This window comes from Actinomyces sp. S4-C9 (assembly GCF_000758775.1).
Classification (GTDB): Bacteria; Actinomycetota; Actinomycetes; order Actinomycetales; family Actinomycetaceae; genus Gleimia; species Gleimia europaea.
In genome coordinates this window covers 145,136-162,614 of the sequence record NZ_JRMU01000006.1, presented here as the reverse complement: position 1 = coordinate 162,614, position 17,479 = coordinate 145,136, and the positions used below count along the sequence as shown (strand labels likewise).

Annotated in this window: 14 protein-coding genes and 1 tRNA gene; 12 read left to right on the top strand and 3 right to left on the bottom strand. The window is 55.0% G+C overall.

Going from position 1 to position 17,479, the window contains the following annotated elements:
* The first annotated feature begins 70 nt into the window (after positions 1 to 70).
* The 4 genes from HMPREF1628_RS08620 to HMPREF1628_RS03435 are packed head-to-tail and all read left to right on the top strand — an operon-like array spanning position 71 to position 6,008.
* Positions 71 to 529 carry a hypothetical protein gene (locus HMPREF1628_RS08620; RefSeq protein WP_156956857.1) on the top strand — a complete coding sequence of 153 codons (459 nt, stop codon included), beginning with the start codon at positions 71 to 73 and terminating at the stop codon, positions 527 to 529.
* Positions 526 to 2,190 (top strand): Y-family DNA polymerase, encoded by a 1,665-nt coding sequence (locus HMPREF1628_RS03445; RefSeq protein WP_034507862.1) that lies wholly within the window; start codon positions 526 to 528, stop codon positions 2,188 to 2,190. The genes HMPREF1628_RS08620 and HMPREF1628_RS03445 overlap by 4 nt, the downstream gene beginning before the upstream one ends.
* Before the next feature lie 30 nt (positions 2,191 to 2,220).
* Complete coding sequence (locus HMPREF1628_RS03440; RefSeq protein ID WP_034507937.1) at positions 2,221 to 2,853, top strand: thymidine kinase; 633 nt, start codon at positions 2,221 to 2,223, stop codon at positions 2,851 to 2,853.
* A 47-nt stretch (positions 2,854 to 2,900) separates the two neighbouring features.
* Positions 2,901 to 6,008, top strand: coding sequence for an error-prone DNA polymerase (locus HMPREF1628_RS03435; RefSeq protein ID WP_034507855.1), 3,108 nt, complete (start codon positions 2,901 to 2,903; stop codon positions 6,006 to 6,008).
* A 21-nt stretch (positions 6,009 to 6,029) separates the two neighbouring features.
* On the opposite strand, the gene HMPREF1628_RS03430 is transcribed toward HMPREF1628_RS03435, so the two are convergent.
* Both HMPREF1628_RS03430 and HMPREF1628_RS03425 read right to left on the bottom strand, forming a co-directional pair.
* Positions 6,030 to 7,373, bottom strand: coding sequence for an AI-2E family transporter (locus HMPREF1628_RS03430; protein ID WP_034507850.1), 1,344 nt, complete (start codon positions 7,371 to 7,373; stop codon positions 6,030 to 6,032).
* Between the two features lie 26 nt (positions 7,374 to 7,399).
* The gene (locus tag HMPREF1628_RS03425) at positions 7,400 to 8,059 is read right to left on the bottom strand and encodes an HAD hydrolase-like protein (protein WP_034507845.1); all 660 of its coding nucleotides are present in this window, start codon (positions 8,057 to 8,059) and stop codon (positions 7,400 to 7,402) included.
* Positions 8,060 to 8,204: 145 nt separating this feature from the next.
* On the opposite strand from HMPREF1628_RS03425, the gene HMPREF1628_RS03420 reads away from it, so the two are divergent.
* Positions 8,205 to 8,292 (top strand) — tRNA-Leu (locus tag HMPREF1628_RS03420).
* A 28-nt stretch (positions 8,293 to 8,320) separates the two neighbouring features.
* Here HMPREF1628_RS03420 and HMPREF1628_RS03415 read toward each other — a convergent pair.
* Positions 8,321 to 8,521 (bottom strand): hypothetical protein, encoded by a 201-nt coding sequence (locus HMPREF1628_RS03415; protein ID WP_156956855.1) that lies wholly within the window; start codon positions 8,519 to 8,521, stop codon positions 8,321 to 8,323.
* Between the two features lie 418 nt (positions 8,522 to 8,939).
* On the opposite strand from HMPREF1628_RS03415, the gene HMPREF1628_RS03410 reads away from it, so the two are divergent.
* From HMPREF1628_RS03410 to HMPREF1628_RS03380, 7 genes are all read left to right on the top strand, one after another.
* Positions 8,940 to 10,598 (top strand): L-lactate permease, encoded by a 1,659-nt coding sequence (locus HMPREF1628_RS03410; RefSeq protein WP_442853075.1) that lies wholly within the window; start codon positions 8,940 to 8,942, stop codon positions 10,596 to 10,598.
* A gap of 15 nt (positions 10,599 to 10,613) precedes the next feature.
* Positions 10,614 to 11,402 carry a (Fe-S)-binding protein gene (locus HMPREF1628_RS03405; protein WP_034507841.1) on the top strand — a complete coding sequence of 263 codons (789 nt, stop codon included), beginning with the start codon at positions 10,614 to 10,616 and terminating at the stop codon, positions 11,400 to 11,402.
* Positions 11,403 to 12,968, top strand: a complete 1,566-nt coding sequence (locus tag HMPREF1628_RS03400) for a LutB/LldF family L-lactate oxidation iron-sulfur protein (protein WP_034507839.1) — start codon at positions 11,403 to 11,405, stop codon at positions 12,966 to 12,968.
* The gene (locus HMPREF1628_RS03395) at positions 12,965 to 13,591 is read left to right on the top strand and encodes a LutC/YkgG family protein (protein WP_034507837.1); all 627 of its coding nucleotides are present in this window, start codon (positions 12,965 to 12,967) and stop codon (positions 13,589 to 13,591) included. The genes HMPREF1628_RS03400 and HMPREF1628_RS03395 overlap by 4 nt, the downstream gene beginning before the upstream one ends.
* Positions 13,592 to 13,802: 211 nt before the next feature.
* Entirely contained in the window at positions 13,803 to 14,495 is a 693-nt protein-coding gene (locus HMPREF1628_RS03390; RefSeq protein ID WP_034507835.1) for a DsbA family oxidoreductase, read from the top strand.
* 2 nt (positions 14,496 to 14,497) lie between these two features.
* Complete coding sequence (locus tag HMPREF1628_RS03385; RefSeq protein WP_034507833.1) at positions 14,498 to 15,562, top strand: GNAT family N-acetyltransferase; 1,065 nt, start codon at positions 14,498 to 14,500, stop codon at positions 15,560 to 15,562.
* On the top strand, positions 15,559 to 17,475 hold the full coding sequence (locus HMPREF1628_RS03380; protein WP_034507830.1) for a M3 family metallopeptidase: 1,917 nt from the start codon (positions 15,559 to 15,561) through the stop codon (positions 17,473 to 17,475). Before HMPREF1628_RS03385 ends, HMPREF1628_RS03380 begins: the two co-directional genes overlap by 4 nt.
* Positions 17,476 to 17,479 lie beyond the last annotated feature (4 nt).

The window sequence follows — 17,479 nt, the reverse complement described above, 5'->3', positions numbered from 1 at the left end:
TGGGGGAGGAAGCGAGCAAACGGTGGAGGCTCAAACACTTGAGCGGAAGCAGCGTTTAGAAAAAGCGCGATTGAGTCTTGTTAAGGCGGAAACTGCGGTGGGCGTTTCGCCTGCGCCTTTGCGCGCGGGCAACGTGTGGCATGTGCGTGGTGGAAATGAGGCCTTATTTGAAGCGATGCTAAGCCTTCGCAAGGGCGATCAGTGGATAGGCATTGTTGGTATTAAAAACGTTGGTTGGTGCGCGGCTTTAGAGAAGGGAGTCCCGCTCGAAAAGGTTATTTTTGTTCCGCGGGCAAAAGAGAAGCCTCTTAAAGTGTTGGCGGCTTTGATCGATGGGGTTGATCTGGTGGTTGCAGGGCCGCTTCCGTTGTCAGCCCAAAATCAAAGAGCACTTGCTGGGCGTGCTAGGTCAAGAAGGTCGTCTGTTTTGACTACCGTGCCTTGGCTTTCGGTTTCTAAACCCTGGTACGTGCAGTCGAGAAATGGCGAGTCCGGTGGCTCTCTCGGTTTGGTCAGGAGGGCAGTATGACTCGTTTAGCTGTGGTGTTTTTCCCAGATTGGGAAACGGGTGCGCTGGCAATCGATTGTCCTCCGGGGGCGCCGGCTGCTTTGGTGTCTGCCGCGGGGCGGGTAACTCACGTGACTCGCGAAGCTCGTGCGATGGGCGTAGCGGTGGGAATGCGAAGAGTCCTTGCAGAGCATTTGTGTGACGGGCTTTTAGTTATGCCAAGTGATCCGGGGCGTTCGCTACGGGCATTCAACGTCGTGCTTGATGCTTTGGGAGAAGTGTCGGCAACCGTTTGCATGGTGAAGCCCGGAATAGCTTGGATTCCCGCTTCTGCGTCGCGCACTTTTGGTAGTGAGGAGGCGCTGTGTGAACGAGTGGTTGACGTGATCGCGGAGCAGACAGAAAGTGAATGCTATGTGGGGATTGGTGAAGGGCTGTTGCAGGCCTGGGTGGGGGCTCTGCACGGCGTTGTAGATCCTGGTGAATCTAGCGTGAGCGATTTGTCGCTAAGACACTTAAAGCCACTTATGTCCCAAAAGGAAATCAGTCTGGATCAAGCGTTGGATTCTCTCGCTGCCCTGGGGGTTAGGACGGTTGGTGATTTGCGAGCCCTTGACGCGGGACATGTTCTGGCTCGTTTTGGCGAGGTCGGACAGAGCTTGTACAGGTTGCTGTGGCAGACTGACGCGCTTCATAAAGCTGATCGTGCACCCGAAGAATTTGTCGAGCAAACTGTTGTGTTTCCGACCCCGGTGGCAGATTTGGGGGTGGCTTTGGGGTATTTGTTGGAGCAATCCGCAAGTCTGGTTGAAAAACTGGTAGCAAAGCAGGTAGCTACAAATGAGGTAGATATCACCGCAACTATTTTGGGGGCTACGGGAAGAGTTGAGAGAACCAGGCGTTGGGCAATAGTGGATTTCCCGGCGCCGCGCGATTTGGTTGATCGAACTCGTTGGCAAGTCCAATCTTGGATTGATGAGCTGGCTAGATCTGGAGCATCCATGGAGGGTGAGTATTCGCAAGAACGATTTGGGGTTGAAAAAATTGTTCTGACCGCCCGAGATCTGGTTCCAATAGATCATCTTGCGAAGCAGTTGTGGTCAGACCGTAGTGAGGGCGATGTTCGCGCTGGTGCGGTGGCCTTCAGGCTTCAGGCGTTAGTTGGTTTGGACGGGGTGCTACAGCCGCGAGTGCGGCCAGGATTTGATCCTCTTAGCAGGGTGGCGCAAACCGAGTGGGGCGCCGCCCTGGAAACAGCTGCGTGGGAGCAGTGGAGTGTGCCTCAAAAATGGCAGAATCACGCTTCGTTCCAAGATGCGTGGGTCGGGGGTTTGAAAGAAGAGTCTCCCGCTACGGTGCTTGAAAAACCTCTGCCTGCGCGTCTGTTTGATGAAGGTGGAAGAGCGGTCAAGCTGCGGCCGGATGGAACGCTGAACGCCACGCCTCGAAGCATGGTTATTAATGCTAAGGAAGTAGCGGAATTAGATGTTGGGTTGTACGCGGCAGAGGAGGTCATTCTCTCTGACGTGCGCGGCCCATGGCCCATCCTTGGTAGGTGGTGGGATGGGCAGGATGAGGTATCTGCACCTAGGGCGTGGCTCGTGGCGGTGCCCCTAGGGGCACCGCGTGTGCTTATTAAATGGGGATCGGGTGAGTGGATGCTCGCTGCATTGTGGTATTAGTTCAGTAGAAGAAAGAGGAAGGTGCGTGCTGTGGCTAAGCTTTATTTCAGGTATGGGGCGATGAACTCCGGGAAGTCAACCGCGTTGCTGCAGGCCGCCTATAACTATGAAGAGCGCGGACAAAGGGTAGTACTTGCTAAGCCGTCGGTTGACACCAAGGGGGATGCACAGATCGTTTCTCGGCTAGGTGTTACGCGCGAAGTAGACATGCTGGTTGGGAAAGATGAGAATCTGCGCCACGTTTTCTTGAATGTAGCCTCAGGGGTTGATCCTGACGCTCTGGTGCAGAATTTGGCAGCCAAGCCCGTGTCGGCACTACTTGTTGATGAGGCTCAGTTTTTCACACCAAAACAGGTTGACGATATGTTTCGCATCGCGGTGCTGGATAACGTTCCAGTTCTTGCGTACGGCATTCGAACTGACTTCCAAACCATAGCGTTCCCAGGGGCTCGGCGTTTGCTGGAGATCGCGCACTCGGTGGAAGAACTTAAAACTATTTGTCGCTGCGGTAAAAAAGCAGTATTTAACGGTCGCAAAGTGGATGACCAATTCGTTTTCGACGGAGACCAGGTAGCGATTGATGGGGTAGCGGTTACTTACGAGTCGTTGTGTGGAAACTGCTATTTGGAAGAGTCGAGGGGGCGCCTCTCTTCCGATCATTAGGTGAGGCAAGATGCGAGTGTCGAACATTTGTTCGATATGATTGGTGGGTGGCATCCTACGCAGAACTTCACGCGCATAGCGCATTTTCGTTCCTTCACGGGGCAAATCTGCCTGAAGTGATGGTTGAGCGTGCAGCGCAACTGGGTTTGGATGCCATTGGAATCCTTGATTATGACGGCATGTTTTCGGCAGTACAAACTAGTGTTGCCGCCAGAGAAAACAGGATCGCGAGCGTACAGGGAACAGAAATCAGGATTGGAGGCGGATATCATCTGCCAATCCTCGCTAACAACGTAGAGGGATATCACGAGCTTTGTGATGCCATATCGGCATTCCAACTGTCTAAAGCAGGGCGCACGGACACGGTCTTAACCCTTGATGAGCTCGCAGAGTTTTCTTCGGGAAACTGGACGATCCTTACAGGAACTGCGCGAGGTCCAATCCGTCAAGCTTTGAACAGCCGCGGTATAGATGAAGCAGCCATGCTGGCAGGTAGGCTTTGTGATTTATTTGGGAACGTGGTCATAGAGTCAGCTCTTTCAACTTCGGATGAAGAAGAACGCGAAGCCCATTATCTGGCGCGTATTGCTGAGCGCATGGGACTGCGGTTGGTGGCAACAACAGGAGCTCGAGTCGCGGACGTTAGTTCTTTGAAACTTGCTCACGTGTTGCGCTCGATACGACTTGGAGCCACGTTAGAGCAGGCGCAGCCTTACCTAGAGGCTTTCCCTCCGGTTCTTCGTTCAGCTAGCGACATGCTGCGAATTCACAGGCACCATCCGCAGGCGGTAGAGAATGCGGCCGAGCTAGCGCAAGAGCTTGCTTTTGATCTGCGGCTAGTTGCTCCGCACCTGCCGCGCGCAAACGTTCGCGAAGGGTTTGATGATGACAGCTGGTTGCGCCACTTAACGTATGAAGGTGCGAAAGAAAGATACGGAAGTAGGGCACGCAATCCGCAGGCGTGGCAGAAGATTGATTCCGAACTCTCTTTGATCACAAAACTGGGGTTTTCAGGCTATTTCTTGATAGTTAAAGAGATCGTTGATTTTTGTAGAACTGAAAATATTTTGTGTCAAGGTCGCGGTTCGGCAGCTAATTCAGCTGTCTGTTTTGCGCTCGGCATTACGGCTGTGGATGCGGTTAAGCACAAGATGTTGTTCGAGCGATTCTTATCAGAGGGGCGTAGTGGACCTCCCGATATTGATATCGATATTGAGGCGGGTAGGCGCGAGGTAGTGATTCAACATATTTATGAGCGTTACGGGCGTCGGTATGCAGCTCAGGTGGCGAATGTGATCTCTTATAAGCCTCGCTCAGCGCTTCGAGATGCGGCAAAAGCGTTTGGGTATCCGGGTGAGGTGGCAGCTGTTTGGGTGAAGAATTTAGAGGGGGTTAAGCCGGATCCAAAGGTGGTAGGTATTGCGACGCAGATGTCAAAGCTGCCCCGTCATATGGGTATTCATCCTGGAGGGATGGTGCTTACTCGTGAGCCGGTTTCAAGAATCTGTCCCGTGGCCTGGGCCAATAAAGAGGGGCGAACCGTGCTTCAGTGGGATAAGGATGACTGCGGGGAAGCTGGGCTCGTGAAGTTTGATCTGCTCGGTCTGGGGATGCTCACGGCGCTTAGAAAAATGTTTGATTCACTTCGCGATGCAGGACACGTGGGAACTGATGGGAAACCTTTCAACCTGTACAACCTGCCGAGCGAGGACCCGTTGGTGTATGACCTGCTGTGCAACGCGGATACGGTTGGAGTGTTCCAGGTTGAATCTCACGCCCAAATGGGTACGCTCCCGCGAATGCAACCGCGCTGTTTTTACGACATTGTGATTGAGGTGTCCTTGGTTCGCCCGGGGCCAATCCAGGGTCAGGCAGTGAATCCGTATCTACGGCGCAGGCGGGGCCTCGAACCGGTTACTTATTGGCACACACTTCTTAGGCCGGCGTTGGAGAGGACGCTGGGGGTTCCAATTTTTCAAGAGCAACTCATGCAAATAGCGATAGACGCTGCTGGGTTCAAACCTTACGAGGCCGATCAATTGCGCAAAGCGATGGGGTCTAAGCGTAGCGCTGAGATGATGGCGCGCCTGCGGCCGGCCTTATACGAGGGGTTTGCGAAGAACGGGATTGCGGGGGAAGTTGCAGATCAGATTTTTGACTCGTTCCAAGGTTTCGCAGAGTTTGGTTTTCCCGAATCTCACTCGTTTTCGTTTGCTTATATCGTGTACGCGTCGGCGTGGATAAAGGTGCATTTCCCAGAGGAGTTTTACGCTGCGATAATCTCGTCGCAACCAATGGGCTTTTATTCGACTTCTTCGCTGGTGGAAGACGCGCGCAGGCACGGCGTGTTGGTGGAGCGCGCAGATGTCAACTATTCGCTACGAGATACCGGTGTAGAGAGATTCGAGGGCACAAATTCGGCCCGGAGGATCCTTCCGGTTACTCCCCAGGAGGGCAAACGCATTCGTCTGGGGCTTGCAACTATTAGCGGCATGTCTGATGCAAGCATTGATCGGATTGTTAGCGCCCGCGAGCAGGGTGAGTTCGCGTCGGTGGAGGATTTGGCAAGGCGGGCTACGCTCAGTTCGAAGGAAGTGGAGAGGCTCGCAAAGGCTGGCGCGCTTGGGAGGATTGCGGATTCGCGCAGGCAGACCATGTGGGTGGCACCGTTTGTGGGGCAGCAAGCTCACCAGCCTACGTTGCCGCTGGAGTGGGGAAGCGTGCCAGATTTCAAACCACTGACATCGGCGGAGGCAGTGGTTGCGGACTATCAGGCTAGTGGCGTGAGTGTGGATTGTCATCCGATGGAGTTAGTCCGCCAGAATCTGGACTCAGCTGGCGTGTTGTCGTGCGAAGAAATTGCGGGCGTGGAGGCAGGGCGGCGCATTCGCATTGGGGGATTGGTGACACATCGGCAGCGTCCCCACACGGCTAGGGGGACGATTTTCTTGTCGTTGGAGGACGAAACGGGTTATGTGAATGTGGTTTGCGCGCCGGGGCTTTGGAAGAGGTTCCGCAAAGTTGGTTTGACTGAGGCCGCACTGGTGGTGCGTGGGGTTGTTGAGCGCGCGCCGGGTGGCGCGTCCGCTTTGGTGGCGGACAAGCTTGAGGCGCTACCTGTTCCGGTGGCGGGCAGGTCCCGCGATTTCAGGTAGTGCCGCGGGTGTTAAATCCGGTTAGCCTGCAGAGGGTCCTTCAACGATTTCTTTCGGGCTTGGAAGATCCCCTTCAAGGGGTGGGTCTTCTTCGTGGAGCTGTTGGTAGATAGCCCAGGCCGAAGCGATTAGCGGAATGGAAAGCACAGCACCGAAGATGCCGGCGAGTAGGGTTCCCGCGGTGACGCCGATGCCCACAACCACTGGGTGGAGCGAAACCTGTGCGCCCATGATGAGTGGTTGGAGGACGTGGCCTTCAAACTGTCCGATGAGGGCGATTCCAATGCCAACGGCGATCATCATCCAAACACCCTTAGACGCAAGAGCCACGATCATGGCTATGCCCATGGCGGTGGGTGCGCCGATGAGGGGAATGAATGACCCGATGAATACCAGTACTCCGAGCGGTGCGGAAAGTGGAATTCCGAGAACCGTTAGGTATACGAACGCGAATATGCCGTTGGTTAGTGCAACCATCATGATGCCGCGAGCGTATCCAGAGAACGTGTACCACCCGGCGGCTACGGCTTTGTGTGTGGATTCGCGGTGCCTTGCGGGTAGCCGGTTAAGGAACCAGATCCACATGCTTTTGCCGGAGTAGAGGAAGAAGATTGTGGCGAACAGCGCGAGCGCCATGATCGTGAATCCGATTGCTATGGACCCAAGGTTTGAAAGTGCTCCTTGGAGTATTCGGCCCGCGTTGGTTTCGATGTAGTTGCGTGCTTGTTCGATGGTCTGATTGATCCAGTTGTAGATCTCGTCGGAGGTGAGGTCTACGGCCCACGGCCCGGTTCTTACAAACTCGATGATCTGGTCGATACCATTGCCAAACTGTTTGCTAAGTGAGTTCCACTGTCCGGCAACGGATGTGATGACGTAGAAGATGAGGCCACCAAAAACTGCTGTGCTACCCAGTAGGGCCAATATTTCGCCTAGCCATCTTGGCATGTAGCGCTCGAGCCAAGTGACGATGGGATTCAGGATCGAGGTGACTACGAGTGCAACGAAGATTGCAACTACGACGGCGGCCACTTCGGCTAGGCTCCACACGATGAGCGCTACGATGACGAGGATGCCGAGGATCATCCACGCGGAGGTGCCGGCCTTGCGTAGCCAGGTGGGAATGTCGTCTGAGTTTCCACGAGCGTGGGCTTTGGAGAATCGTGGGGGAATGCCCCTCGACGATCCGCGCATTTGGTTTCTGCGGTGCTGTCGCGGCAGGACCTCTTGGGAGAGGGGCCGCGGTGTATCCGCCGGTATTCCAACGTGTTTTGCAGTAGTGTTGCGCGACATGATTGAGCGAGCGGTTGCCCCTGCTCGGGATGCTAGTCGCCTGATTTTGCCGCTGTCTTCGTCTTTACTCACGGTTTCAGCCTAGTTCGTTTTGGTGATTATTTCTTTGCTCGCTCGATGATTGTTTCAACTAGCTCTGCCGGTGTGGCAACCGCTGCGGTCGCTGTTTCGAATTCGCGCTGGTCGGTGCCTCCCCATAGGACGCCGATTACGTCGAGATTGTTGGCGTGCGCACCTTCAACATCGTGGATTCGATCGCCAATCATGATGGCGCCTTCACGATTGTGGCCGTCGGCTTCTAGGAGGCTTAGCGCATCTGCGATGACTGCCGCTTTGGATTGGTGGGCGGAGTCGTTGGTAGAACCGACAACGTATTTGAAGTAGGGGTCGAGTCCGGCATGGGTAGCTATCGGTTTTGCCATGGTTTCGGTTTTTGAAGTTGCAATGGCCAGGGGGAAACCAAGTTTGTGAAGCTCTTGAATGGATTCTAGAACGCCGGGAAAGAACGGGGCGTCGTACATCGTTTGGCGATAGTAACGGCGGTAGGTGGCGATGGCGTCGTCAATATGGGCGGGGTCTACTTTCGCGAAGTCACGGAAGGAATGAAATAGGGGAGGGCCAACCCAGGCGCGCAGTTGTTCATTTGACTGTGGCGGTAGCCCCAGCTCGTCCAGGGTGTCTACTACTGCTTGCATGATGATCGGGGCGGAGTCCACGATCGTTCCATCAAAGTCAAAAAGCACGATGTTAGTGTTCATGCCTTAACCCTATCTAAGCGCAGGGGTTTGTTTAGTACGCTAACGCGCGGCGTGAAAAGGCTTTATTTGGCGTGCAAGGAGGTGATTTGACACCGCATGTGGATCTCATGCTAGAGTTTTCCTCGTTGCTCTAAAGAGCCCCGATGCGCGGGTGGCGGAATTGGTAGACGCGCTAGCTTGAGGTGCTAGTTCCCACTTATTCGGGAGTGCGGGTTCAAGTCCCGCTTCGCGCACAGATAGTGAGGCAGCCGAAAGGTTGCCTCACTTTTTATATTTCTTGCCCATTAAAAACTCCCTCACCACAGCAGTGAGGGAGCCTTGCATGAAGTCTTTACTTGAAAAGGCGAGAGAAGAAGCCGCGGCGGTTGGATTTTGCCGCAGCAATTTCTTCAGCGCTGTGTTTGCCGTTGCACCACTGGCCTGCGGGCACTGAAGCCTTGACCTGCGCAACGTGTTGTCCACAACCAGCCCACGTGGTTTTGTGGCAGACCTTGCATTCAACTGGACGGCACATGCTATCTCCTCTTGTTTTGTAGAAATGAACGAAAGTTATGCTCAAGAAGAACATACCCCGAGGGGTATTACCTGGCAAGTGGTTGCAGTCGTGCTATCCGAATGAATTGGTGAGTTCGCGCTCCTCGGCAACACCGGTAAAAGTAAGCGTATGAGCGGGCCCGTTAGAGGTGTCGTTAGTGCAAACCGGCATTTGGGAACGCCATCGGTTTGAAAATCGCCCCCACGGCTGCGCTGGTAACTAATGCTGCTTTCATTGACTTACAGCGCATTGTCGCCGGTCCTACGAGGCGGTTTCTGAGAAAACTCCGATGTCAGATAAGTTGAGATGCAACTTTGATCAACAACGAGGTTTTGCTCCATGCTTATGCCGCTGGCGGGAACTTTTATCCCGTCTATCACTGCGATCGGTGGGTCACTGACGATGACTGCCCTGGTCAGCCTCCTCCCACTTATCTTTTTCTTTGTTGCGCTAGGAGCTTTTTCGCTACCTACCCACTGGTGTGCCGCTGGTGCGCTAATAATCGCGCTGCTAGTAAGTATCGTTGGGTTCAACATGCCGCTTTCTATGGCGGGCATGTCAGCTGTTGAAGGCGCAGCGTTTGGCCTCATTCCAATCATCTATATCGTTGTGATGGCAGTGTGGCTGTACAACCTGACGGATCGCTCGGGCCGCGCAAAGGACGTGCAAGCGGTCTTTTCTGCCGTTGGCAAGGGAGACATGCGTATCCAAGGCCTACTCATCGGATACGCATTTTGTGGCCTGCTTGAGGGGCTAGCGGGATTCGGCGCTCCGGTGGCGATCGCATGCACGATGATGTGGGCACTGGGGCTGCATCCCATCCGCGCGGCAATTGCTGTGATGGTGGGCAACGCCCTCAACGTCGGTTTTGGGGCCATGGCCATTCCGGTGACAACGGTTGCCAAGCTGGGTGGCGACGATGCCGCCTTGGTGGGCGCCACGATGGGGCGTATTACTCCTATTCTGCTCAGCGTAGTTCCATTCCTGATGCTGTTCATCCTTGATGGCTGGCGCGGAATAAAAGAGGGATGGTTGGCCGCTCTGGTCGCCTGGGTCGGTATGGGAACGGGCGTGTATCTGACGTCCAACTTCCTGTCCTACGAGTTGGCTGCCGTTGTGGGCTCGCTACTTTCATTCGCGCTATTGGCGCTACTGCTTCGCTTCTGGACGCCAGCAACGCCGGAAGAGTTCCGCTCGCCTCAGCCGGCTGAAGCGCTGTCTGGTTCCCGAGTCGCACTTGGCCTGCTGCCGTACTGGCTGGTCGTAATCGTTTTTGCGGTCGCAAAGCTGTGGAAGTTCGGCGTGAACATTCCAGCAGCGCTGCGCGCAACCGATATTAAGTTCACCTGGCCAGGTTTGTCTGGCGTGTTAGGGATGGACGGTCAGCCGAATGCATCTGTAACGTTCACCCTCCCATGGCTTTCCTCGCCGGGCACAATGTTGCTGCTTACCGGAGTGGTAGTTGCAATTGTGTACTCGCGTAGGTCATCGGAAGGGCGTTTCAACCTGCCCTTCAAACAGGGAATGAGGACGTTGCTATCCACGGTCCACAACCTGCGCATCGCTATATTGACCATCTGTCTGGTGATGGCTTTGGCCTACGTAATGAATTTCTCGGGCCAGACCGTAGCAATCGGTGCATGGCTTGCAACCACAGGTGCGGCTTTCGCGTTCCTATCTCCGTTCCTGGGCGGTATCGGTACGGCTGTTACCGGCTCGGCTACCTCGGCTGGTGCACTGTTTGGCAACTTGCAGGCAACCGCCGCGCAAACCGCTGACCTCCCCGCTCGTCTTCTCCTGGGCGTAAACGAGGTAGGCGGCGGCATCGGCAAGATTGTTTCACCACAAAACCTTGCTATCGCCGCCGGTGCGGTGAAGTCGGAGGGCTCCGAGTCTGAGATTTTGAGAAAAGCCGCTCCTTACTCGTTGGGCCTGCTGGTACTCCTAGGTCTCATTACTGTTCTCGCTTCCAATGGAATCCTCGGATTCCTTATCGCAAGTTAAAGAAAGGAATCCTTAATGAAAGTCGCGATCTTCGCAACCTGCATCAATGACGCGATGTTCCCGCAGGCCGCGCAGGCAACAGTTCATTTGCTCAGGCGTCTTGGGCATCAGGTGGTCTTCCCGAAGAACCAGGCGTGCTGTGGACAAATGCATATCAATACGGGCTACTACCCGGAGGCGTTGCCTCTTATTGAGAACCACGTTCGTACGTTCGCGCCCGTTCTTGACGGGACGTGGGATGCGATAGTTGTTCCATCTTCGTCTTGCACTGGTTCCATTCGTCACCAACAGGCAATGGTGGCGCGCGAGCTGGGCCATGAAGATTTGGCGCGCAAGGCTGAACAGATTGCTGAACGCACGTATGACCTGACTGAGCTCCTCGTAGACGTGCTGGGCACCACTGATGTAGGCGCGTATTTCCCGCACCGCGTCACCTATCATTCAACGTGCCACTCGCTGCGGATTACCAAGGTGGGGGATCGCCCGCTCCAGCTACTCAAGGCAGTTGAGGGCATCGAGTACATTCCACTACCAGAAGCCGATGTCTGCTGCGGCTTTGGCGGAACTTTCTCGGTAAAGAACCCGGAGGTTTCGTCCGCGATGCTTGCAGACAAGATGAGCAACATCAAATCCACCGGCGCAGAGATTCTCGTTGCTGGAGACTATTCGTGCCTGATGAATATCGCCGGCGGACTTTCTCGAACTCGTTCAGGTATTCGCGCCATGCATCTTGCGGAAGTTTTGGCTGGTAGTCAGGAAGATCCGTGGATTGCTCCCGCTACGAACACGAAGGTAGGTGCCTAGATGTTTGACAAGATTGAACAGCTTGGGTCGAAGTTGGGTCTGAACCCGGCTGAATGGTCTAAGAATGATGTTGAAGAGCAGGAGCTGGGCTGGGTACCGGGACACCCGCTACCGCAGGATCCGTTGCGCTGGGGGAAGAGCTTTACTGACGGCTCAAAAGAGACGCTACGCAATACGCAAATGCGTCGCAATCTTGGTTACGCAACAGGAAAGATCCGCGCCAAGCGAAATGTGCGCGTTTCGGAGATGCCTGATTGGGAGGACTTGCGTGAGTCGGCCTCGAATATCAAACGCAACGTGGCGGCAAACTGGACGGATCTGCTCGAAGAGTTTGAAAAGAACGTAACGGCGCGCGGAGGTATCGTGCACTGGGCCCGTGACGCTGCTGAAGCGAATCGGATTGTGTACGAGATCGTTAAGTCGAAGCAGGTTGATGAGGTTGTCAAGGTGAAGTCCATGGCAACTCAGGAGATCAACCTGAATGAGTACCTGGGCGAAATAGGTATTCAGGCGTGGGAGACGGACCTGGCAGAAATGATCGTGCAGCTGTCTGAAGACATGCCGTCTCACGTTGTCGTGCCTGCTATTCACCGCAACCGTGCTGAAGTGAAGGCTATCTTCGAAAAGCGGATGGAGGACGTGCCAGACAACCTGACACATGAGCCGCGTGTGCTCGCAATGGCTGCTCGTGCACATCTGCGTAAGAAGTTCCTTTCGGCCAAGGTCGCTATCTCCGGTGCGAATCTTGGTGTTGCGGAGACCGGCACGGTTGCAATCTATGAATCCGAGGGCAACGGCCGCATGTGCCTCACCCTGCCGGAGACATTGGTGACAGTTATGGGTATTGAGAAGCTGGTTCCCACCTACCAAGACATTGAGGTGATCTCCCAGTTGCTTCCGCGTTCGGCTACCGGTGAGCGAATGAATCCGTACACCTCATTCTGGACCGGTGTAACCGAAGGCGATGGCCCGCAGGAATTCCACATTATCTTGATGGATAACGGCCGCACTAATGTGCTTCAAGACGAGGTTGGTCGTGAAGCCCTCAAATGCATTCGTTGCGCGGCGTGCATGAATATTTGCCCCGTGTACCGGGTCGCTGGTGGACATGCTTACAACTCGGTATATCCAGGTCCGATTGGTGCGATCTTGACGCCGCAGCTGCTCAATGCGAAGGACCGCAGGGATCCGGCTGCATCTTTGCCGTTTGCATCATCATTGTGCGGCGCATGCTTCGATGTGTGCCCCGTGAAGATCAACATTCCCGACATTTTGGTGCATTTGCGCCACAAGTACACCGAAGCTAATAGGGGCGGCATACCTGACAAGTGGGATGTGGCTATGAAGGTGAGCTCGAAGGTCATGTCTTCTGGTAAGGGCATGGAGATGGGTGGAAAGGCCGCTAACGCTGGTCGCGTTGTAGCCGGACCTGATCGCAAGATTGGCTTCCTGCCGTTCCCGGTGGTGAAGGATTGGACTCGTACCCGTGACGTGCCCGCACCACCAGCACAGTCATTTAGAGACTGGTGGGAAGCCGAAGGCAAGAATGAAGGAGAAGGCAAGTGAGCGCAAAAAGTGAAATCTTTAGGCGTATCCGCGCCGCAGGTAGCATTGACGCTCCGCAAATCCCGCGCGATTACCGTTTCGGTAGTGACGCCCCGCGTTCTGAGGTGGTTGATGAGATGGTTGATGCTCTCGTCGATTACACGGCGCAGGTTAAGCGTGTAAACGAAGATGGCATTGAGGACGCGATTGAGCAGTTCTTGGCTGATACGCACAGCGTTGTGGTTCCTGCTGGTCTGCCCGAGGAATGGGTGGAAGCAGCTGGCCGAGATGGTCGTGAAGTGAAGGTGGATGATCCGGCCCTCACAAATGAGGAACTGGATAAGACCGATGCAGTTGTAACTGCCTCCCGAGTGGCGGTGGCTAACTCGGGAACCATTATTTTGGATGGCACCGCAGATCAGGGGCGCCGCGCTATCACCCTCGTGCCGGATACGCACGTGATCGTGCTTCGCAGTGATGCGATTAAGGCCACGCTACCCGAGGCTGTGGCTGTGCTGGCCAAGAATCCAACGCGCCCTACCACGTGGATTGCTGGCCCCTCGGCGACTTCAGATATTGAGCTCGTGCGTGTCGATGGCGTGCACGGCCCTCGCAATCTTCGGATTGTGCTGGTAGAAGACTAGCCTTAAATGCTAACGCTCCCCGAAAGTTAGGTTCGTGCAGTGCCCAGCTTTCGGGGAGCCCACTTGTATCTCGCGGGCACGGTCTGCCCGGGTATTATTGGTGGTGCTTGACAGGCGTTTTCTTTCTGCTGTCTCACGCGGTGCCTTTGCGGCATTAACCCGCGCAATAAGGCAGGAGGGTAGCTCTGAATCTATAGAAAGGGTTTTGTGTATGCATATCGACGTTTGGACAGATATTGCATGCCCCTGGTGTTACCTAGGGGTGCGGCATTTGCGGCAGGCTCTTTCTACTTTCGAGCGCAAAGAGGAAGTCTCTGTACGCCTGCATGCCTACCTATTGCAGCCCGAGCTGGATCAGACGCTGAACGAGTCTGAGCCCGATTATTTAGCGCGCACAAAAGGAATGTCCCGGGCGGAAGTGGATCAGGTGCTGTCTTCACTTACGGAACTTGCCCGCAAGGACGGCATTGATATTGATTGGGAGGGCGTGAAGGTCGCTCCCACAACGTCAGCGCATCGTTTGGTTGGTCTGGCCCGTGAGATTGACATGGAACGTGACACGACGGTGGGTAGTGACACATTGGAGCTGAAGGTGCATGAGGCGCTGCAGCGGGCCCGCTTCCAGCTCGGCATGGACGTGTCTAATCCGGAGTCTTTGATCGCAATCGCTCGTGATTTCGATATTCCTGGAGACCGCGTGCTCGCCACACTTGAATCGCAAGATAGCGCGGGAGAGGTATTTTCTGATTTCCAGATTGGTGTACAGATGGGCATCGGCGCCGTGCCGGTATTCATTTTCGATAAGGCGTTGATGATGGAGGGAGCCCAGCCGCGTATCGCGTTTGAAAACGCTTTGAACACCGCATGGAATCACGCGAACCTAGATAGCCCGGTGGGAGAGTAGAGATGAACGTTTTAGAAGGTAAAAAGGTTGTGCTGCGCAGGCCCCACGCTACTGACGCGCAGCAGCTGGCAGAGGTTTTAGATGACCCTCTTATCGCAAAGTACACCACGGTTCCCCAACCATATTCGCTAGAGGATGCAAAGTGGTGGATTAATACTTCCAGGCAACTTGAGGAACCTAATGCGACGTGGCTGGTGTGGGCCGATTCTGACCTGGTGGGTTGTGTTGGACTCGAAGATTACAATGAGGCGCAACGCTCACTGAAGCTTGGGTATTGGGCTAGTGAGGCCGCTCGTGGGAAGGGTTATATTTCCGAGGCAGCGCGGTTAGCAATCCAACACGTATTTGAAGGATCCCACGTCGATAAGATCGTGTGGCATGCACACGTGGGTAATGATGCTTCATGGAGACTAGCGTGGAAGCTCGGTTTCATTTTTGAGGGTGTTGAGCGACGCGTAAGGGAACGAAATGGTCGTGTGGTCGATATGTGGGCGGCGAGCCTTCTGCGCGGCGAATCTATGGAACCAGCTTGTGATCCCAACCTGCCGCACTACTTTGATCTTTCGGATCATTGCGATCAGCCTGTCGCCAAGCGCCCGTATGACCCGCGACGGCCGCAGGCTCTGGTGCGTCAGTTCCATGAGGTTTACGGCTTACCCGTCAAGCTTGGCGAGAAGCCGACTGCTGACACGGAGCGCGTACATATGCGCATGAGCCTCGTGTCCGAAGAGTTCACGGAACTAACGACCGCCCTCTACGGAGGTGAGGCAGGCCAGATCATTGGACGAGCCGTAACCGCCGCGCGTGAGGCGGATGACGGGACTCGCGACACGATTGAGGTTGCGGATGCCTTGGCTGACCTCGTGTATGTTGCCTACGGTATGGCGTTGGAGTGCGGCATTGACCTTGATGAGGTGTTGCGTGAAGTTCAGGCCTCGAATATGTCCAAATTAGGCGCTGATGGTAAACCGATTTACCGTGAAGATGGAAAGGTCTTGAAGGGCCCCGGCTTCTTCAATCCGAATATTGCCCGCGTTCTCGGGCTAGAAAGCGAAGATGATAAATGAGCAAAATCGAAAAGGTGCTTCCTGATTTCAGTAAGTACAACGCCGCGGAGTGTGAACGTGTAGCGTTTGAAGCTATCGACACGTATCGCGCTACGATAACCGCGTTGGAGGAGGCGCCCGCTTCGATCGAAGACTTTCTAATCCCATTTGACGAGGCGGAATTTGAGTTCGACTGTGCTATTGGCCCTGTGTACACGCTTATCAGTGCGGTTGGAGGTCCCGACTTTGACGCTTTGGAAGAAAAGCTTGATGAGCCGCTGACCAAGCTCCAGACGTGGATGATGACCAATGAGGCGCTGTACGCGAAGTTCGTAGAGCTTTCGAAGCAGAACCTGGACGAAGAGTCGGCTTATATGGTCAGTGAGCAGATTAAGGAGTTCAGGCTTGGCGGTATTGACCTTGACGCGAATGGACGCAAGGCGCTTGAAGAAGCTGATCTGAAGATCTCACAGCTTGCAACAAGGTACGGCCAGATTGTCTCGAAGATGCTGGCAACGTCCGTGAGTGTTGCCGGCAGAGAATATACGCTGAACAACTTCACGAACCAGCTTGCGCTTGCCCAGTTGGATGATCCGACTGCCCGCGCCCAGCTGTTGGCAAAGTCGATGGAGCGCGGCTTTGGCGGCGAGTTTGACACTCGGGGTATTGTGACCGAGATGGCGAGGCAGCGTAATGCGCGAGCTAAGCTTCTAGGTTTCAACAACCATGCCGAGGTTGTCCTGGAGACAGAAATGGCTCCCTCCACCAACGCGGTTTACCAGCTGCTCTCCGACGTATCAAAGGCGGCTGTGGAGGCCTCCAAGGGCAATGAAGAGGAGCTTACCCGCCGCGCGCAGGCCGACGGCTTGGAGCGTTTCACGGCTTCGGATTGGCTCTACTACCAGGAGAAGCAGAAGGCCGACGTTCTCGGTCTGTCCTCGCAGGCGTTAAAGCCTTATCTGGAGATGTGGAATGTGCTGGAAAACGGCGTGTTCTTCGCGGCCAATAAGATTTACGGTGTGAGTGCAAAGCGCCGCACTGACTTATCCGGTTGGGATCCGTCGATGCGTGTCTATGAGATTGAGGATGAAGCTGGCAAGTCGCTCGGTATCTTCTTGATCGATCCGTTTACCCGTGCAGGTAAGAGCGGCGGAGCCTGGATGGATTCGCTGGTGCAGGGCTACTTAGCAACCGACTACGAGTCGATTATTATCAACTGCGCGAATTTTGAGCCGGTGGGGGATGGTCCGAAGTTCCTGGTGTGGGATGAGGTTGAGACCCTGTTCCACGAGTTCGGCCATGCCCTGCACGGTTTCTTGTCGAAGACTCGCTACGCTTCGACTGCGGGCACGGCTGTGCCGCGTGACTTTGTGGAGCTCCCCAGCCAGTTGAATGAGATGTGGGCTTACAACCCGACGGTTATCGAGAACTTCGCGCGTCACTTCGAGACGGGCGAGGTCATGCCAGAGCAGATGCGCGCCCAGCTTCGTGATTCAAAGACTTTCGGGCAGGCTCACGCAACCGTAGAGTTCTGCGCCTCAGCGCTACTGGATCAGGCCTGGTATTCCTCCGAAATTAGCGAAGATGAGGACGTTGCTCAGTTTGAGGCCGAGGCACTTGAAAAGGCTGGTGTTGCTTCTGATCTGATTCCGCCGCGCTATCGTTCTACCTATTTCCCGCACGCATTCACGGTGGGATACGACGCTGGCTACTACTCGTACATGTGGGCGGAGGCCCTGGTTGCTGAGTGTGAGAACTGGTTCCGTACCGTGGCCGCCATTGACGGCGACGGAGGTTTGAACCGCCAGGCGGGCCGCCAGATTACGAACGCGATCTTGTCGCGTGGCTCCTCGCGTGATCCGCGCGAATCATTTTGGGAATTGATCGGTCACGAAGCATCGGCTAAGGCTATTGTTTCTCGTCGAGGCCTGTAGAGTA

Excerpts from the sequence above, each read along its gene's own strand:
- HMPREF1628_RS03410 (WP_442853075.1), top strand. The coding sequence starts at position 8,940 with ATGCCGCTGGCGGGAACTTTTATCCCGTCTATCACTGCGATCGGTGGG.
- HMPREF1628_RS03445 (WP_034507862.1), top strand. The coding sequence starts at position 526 with ATGACTCGTTTAGCTGTGGTGTTTTTCCCAGATTGGGAAACGGGTGCG.
- HMPREF1628_RS03380 (WP_034507830.1), top strand. The coding sequence starts at position 15,559 with ATGAGCAAAATCGAAAAGGTGCTTCCTGATTTCAGTAAGTACAACGCC.
- HMPREF1628_RS03400 (WP_034507839.1), top strand. The coding sequence starts at position 11,403 with ATGTTTGACAAGATTGAACAGCTTGGGTCGAAGTTGGGTCTGAACCCG.
- HMPREF1628_RS03425 (WP_034507845.1), bottom strand. The coding sequence starts at position 8,059 with ATGAACACTAACATCGTGCTTTTTGACTTTGATGGAACGATCGTGGAC.
- HMPREF1628_RS03405 (WP_034507841.1), top strand. The coding sequence starts at position 10,614 with ATGAAAGTCGCGATCTTCGCAACCTGCATCAATGACGCGATGTTCCCG.
- HMPREF1628_RS03385 (WP_034507833.1), top strand. The coding sequence starts at position 14,498 with ATGAACGTTTTAGAAGGTAAAAAGGTTGTGCTGCGCAGGCCCCACGCT.
- HMPREF1628_RS03390 (WP_034507835.1), top strand. The coding sequence starts at position 13,803 with ATGCATATCGACGTTTGGACAGATATTGCATGCCCCTGGTGTTACCTA.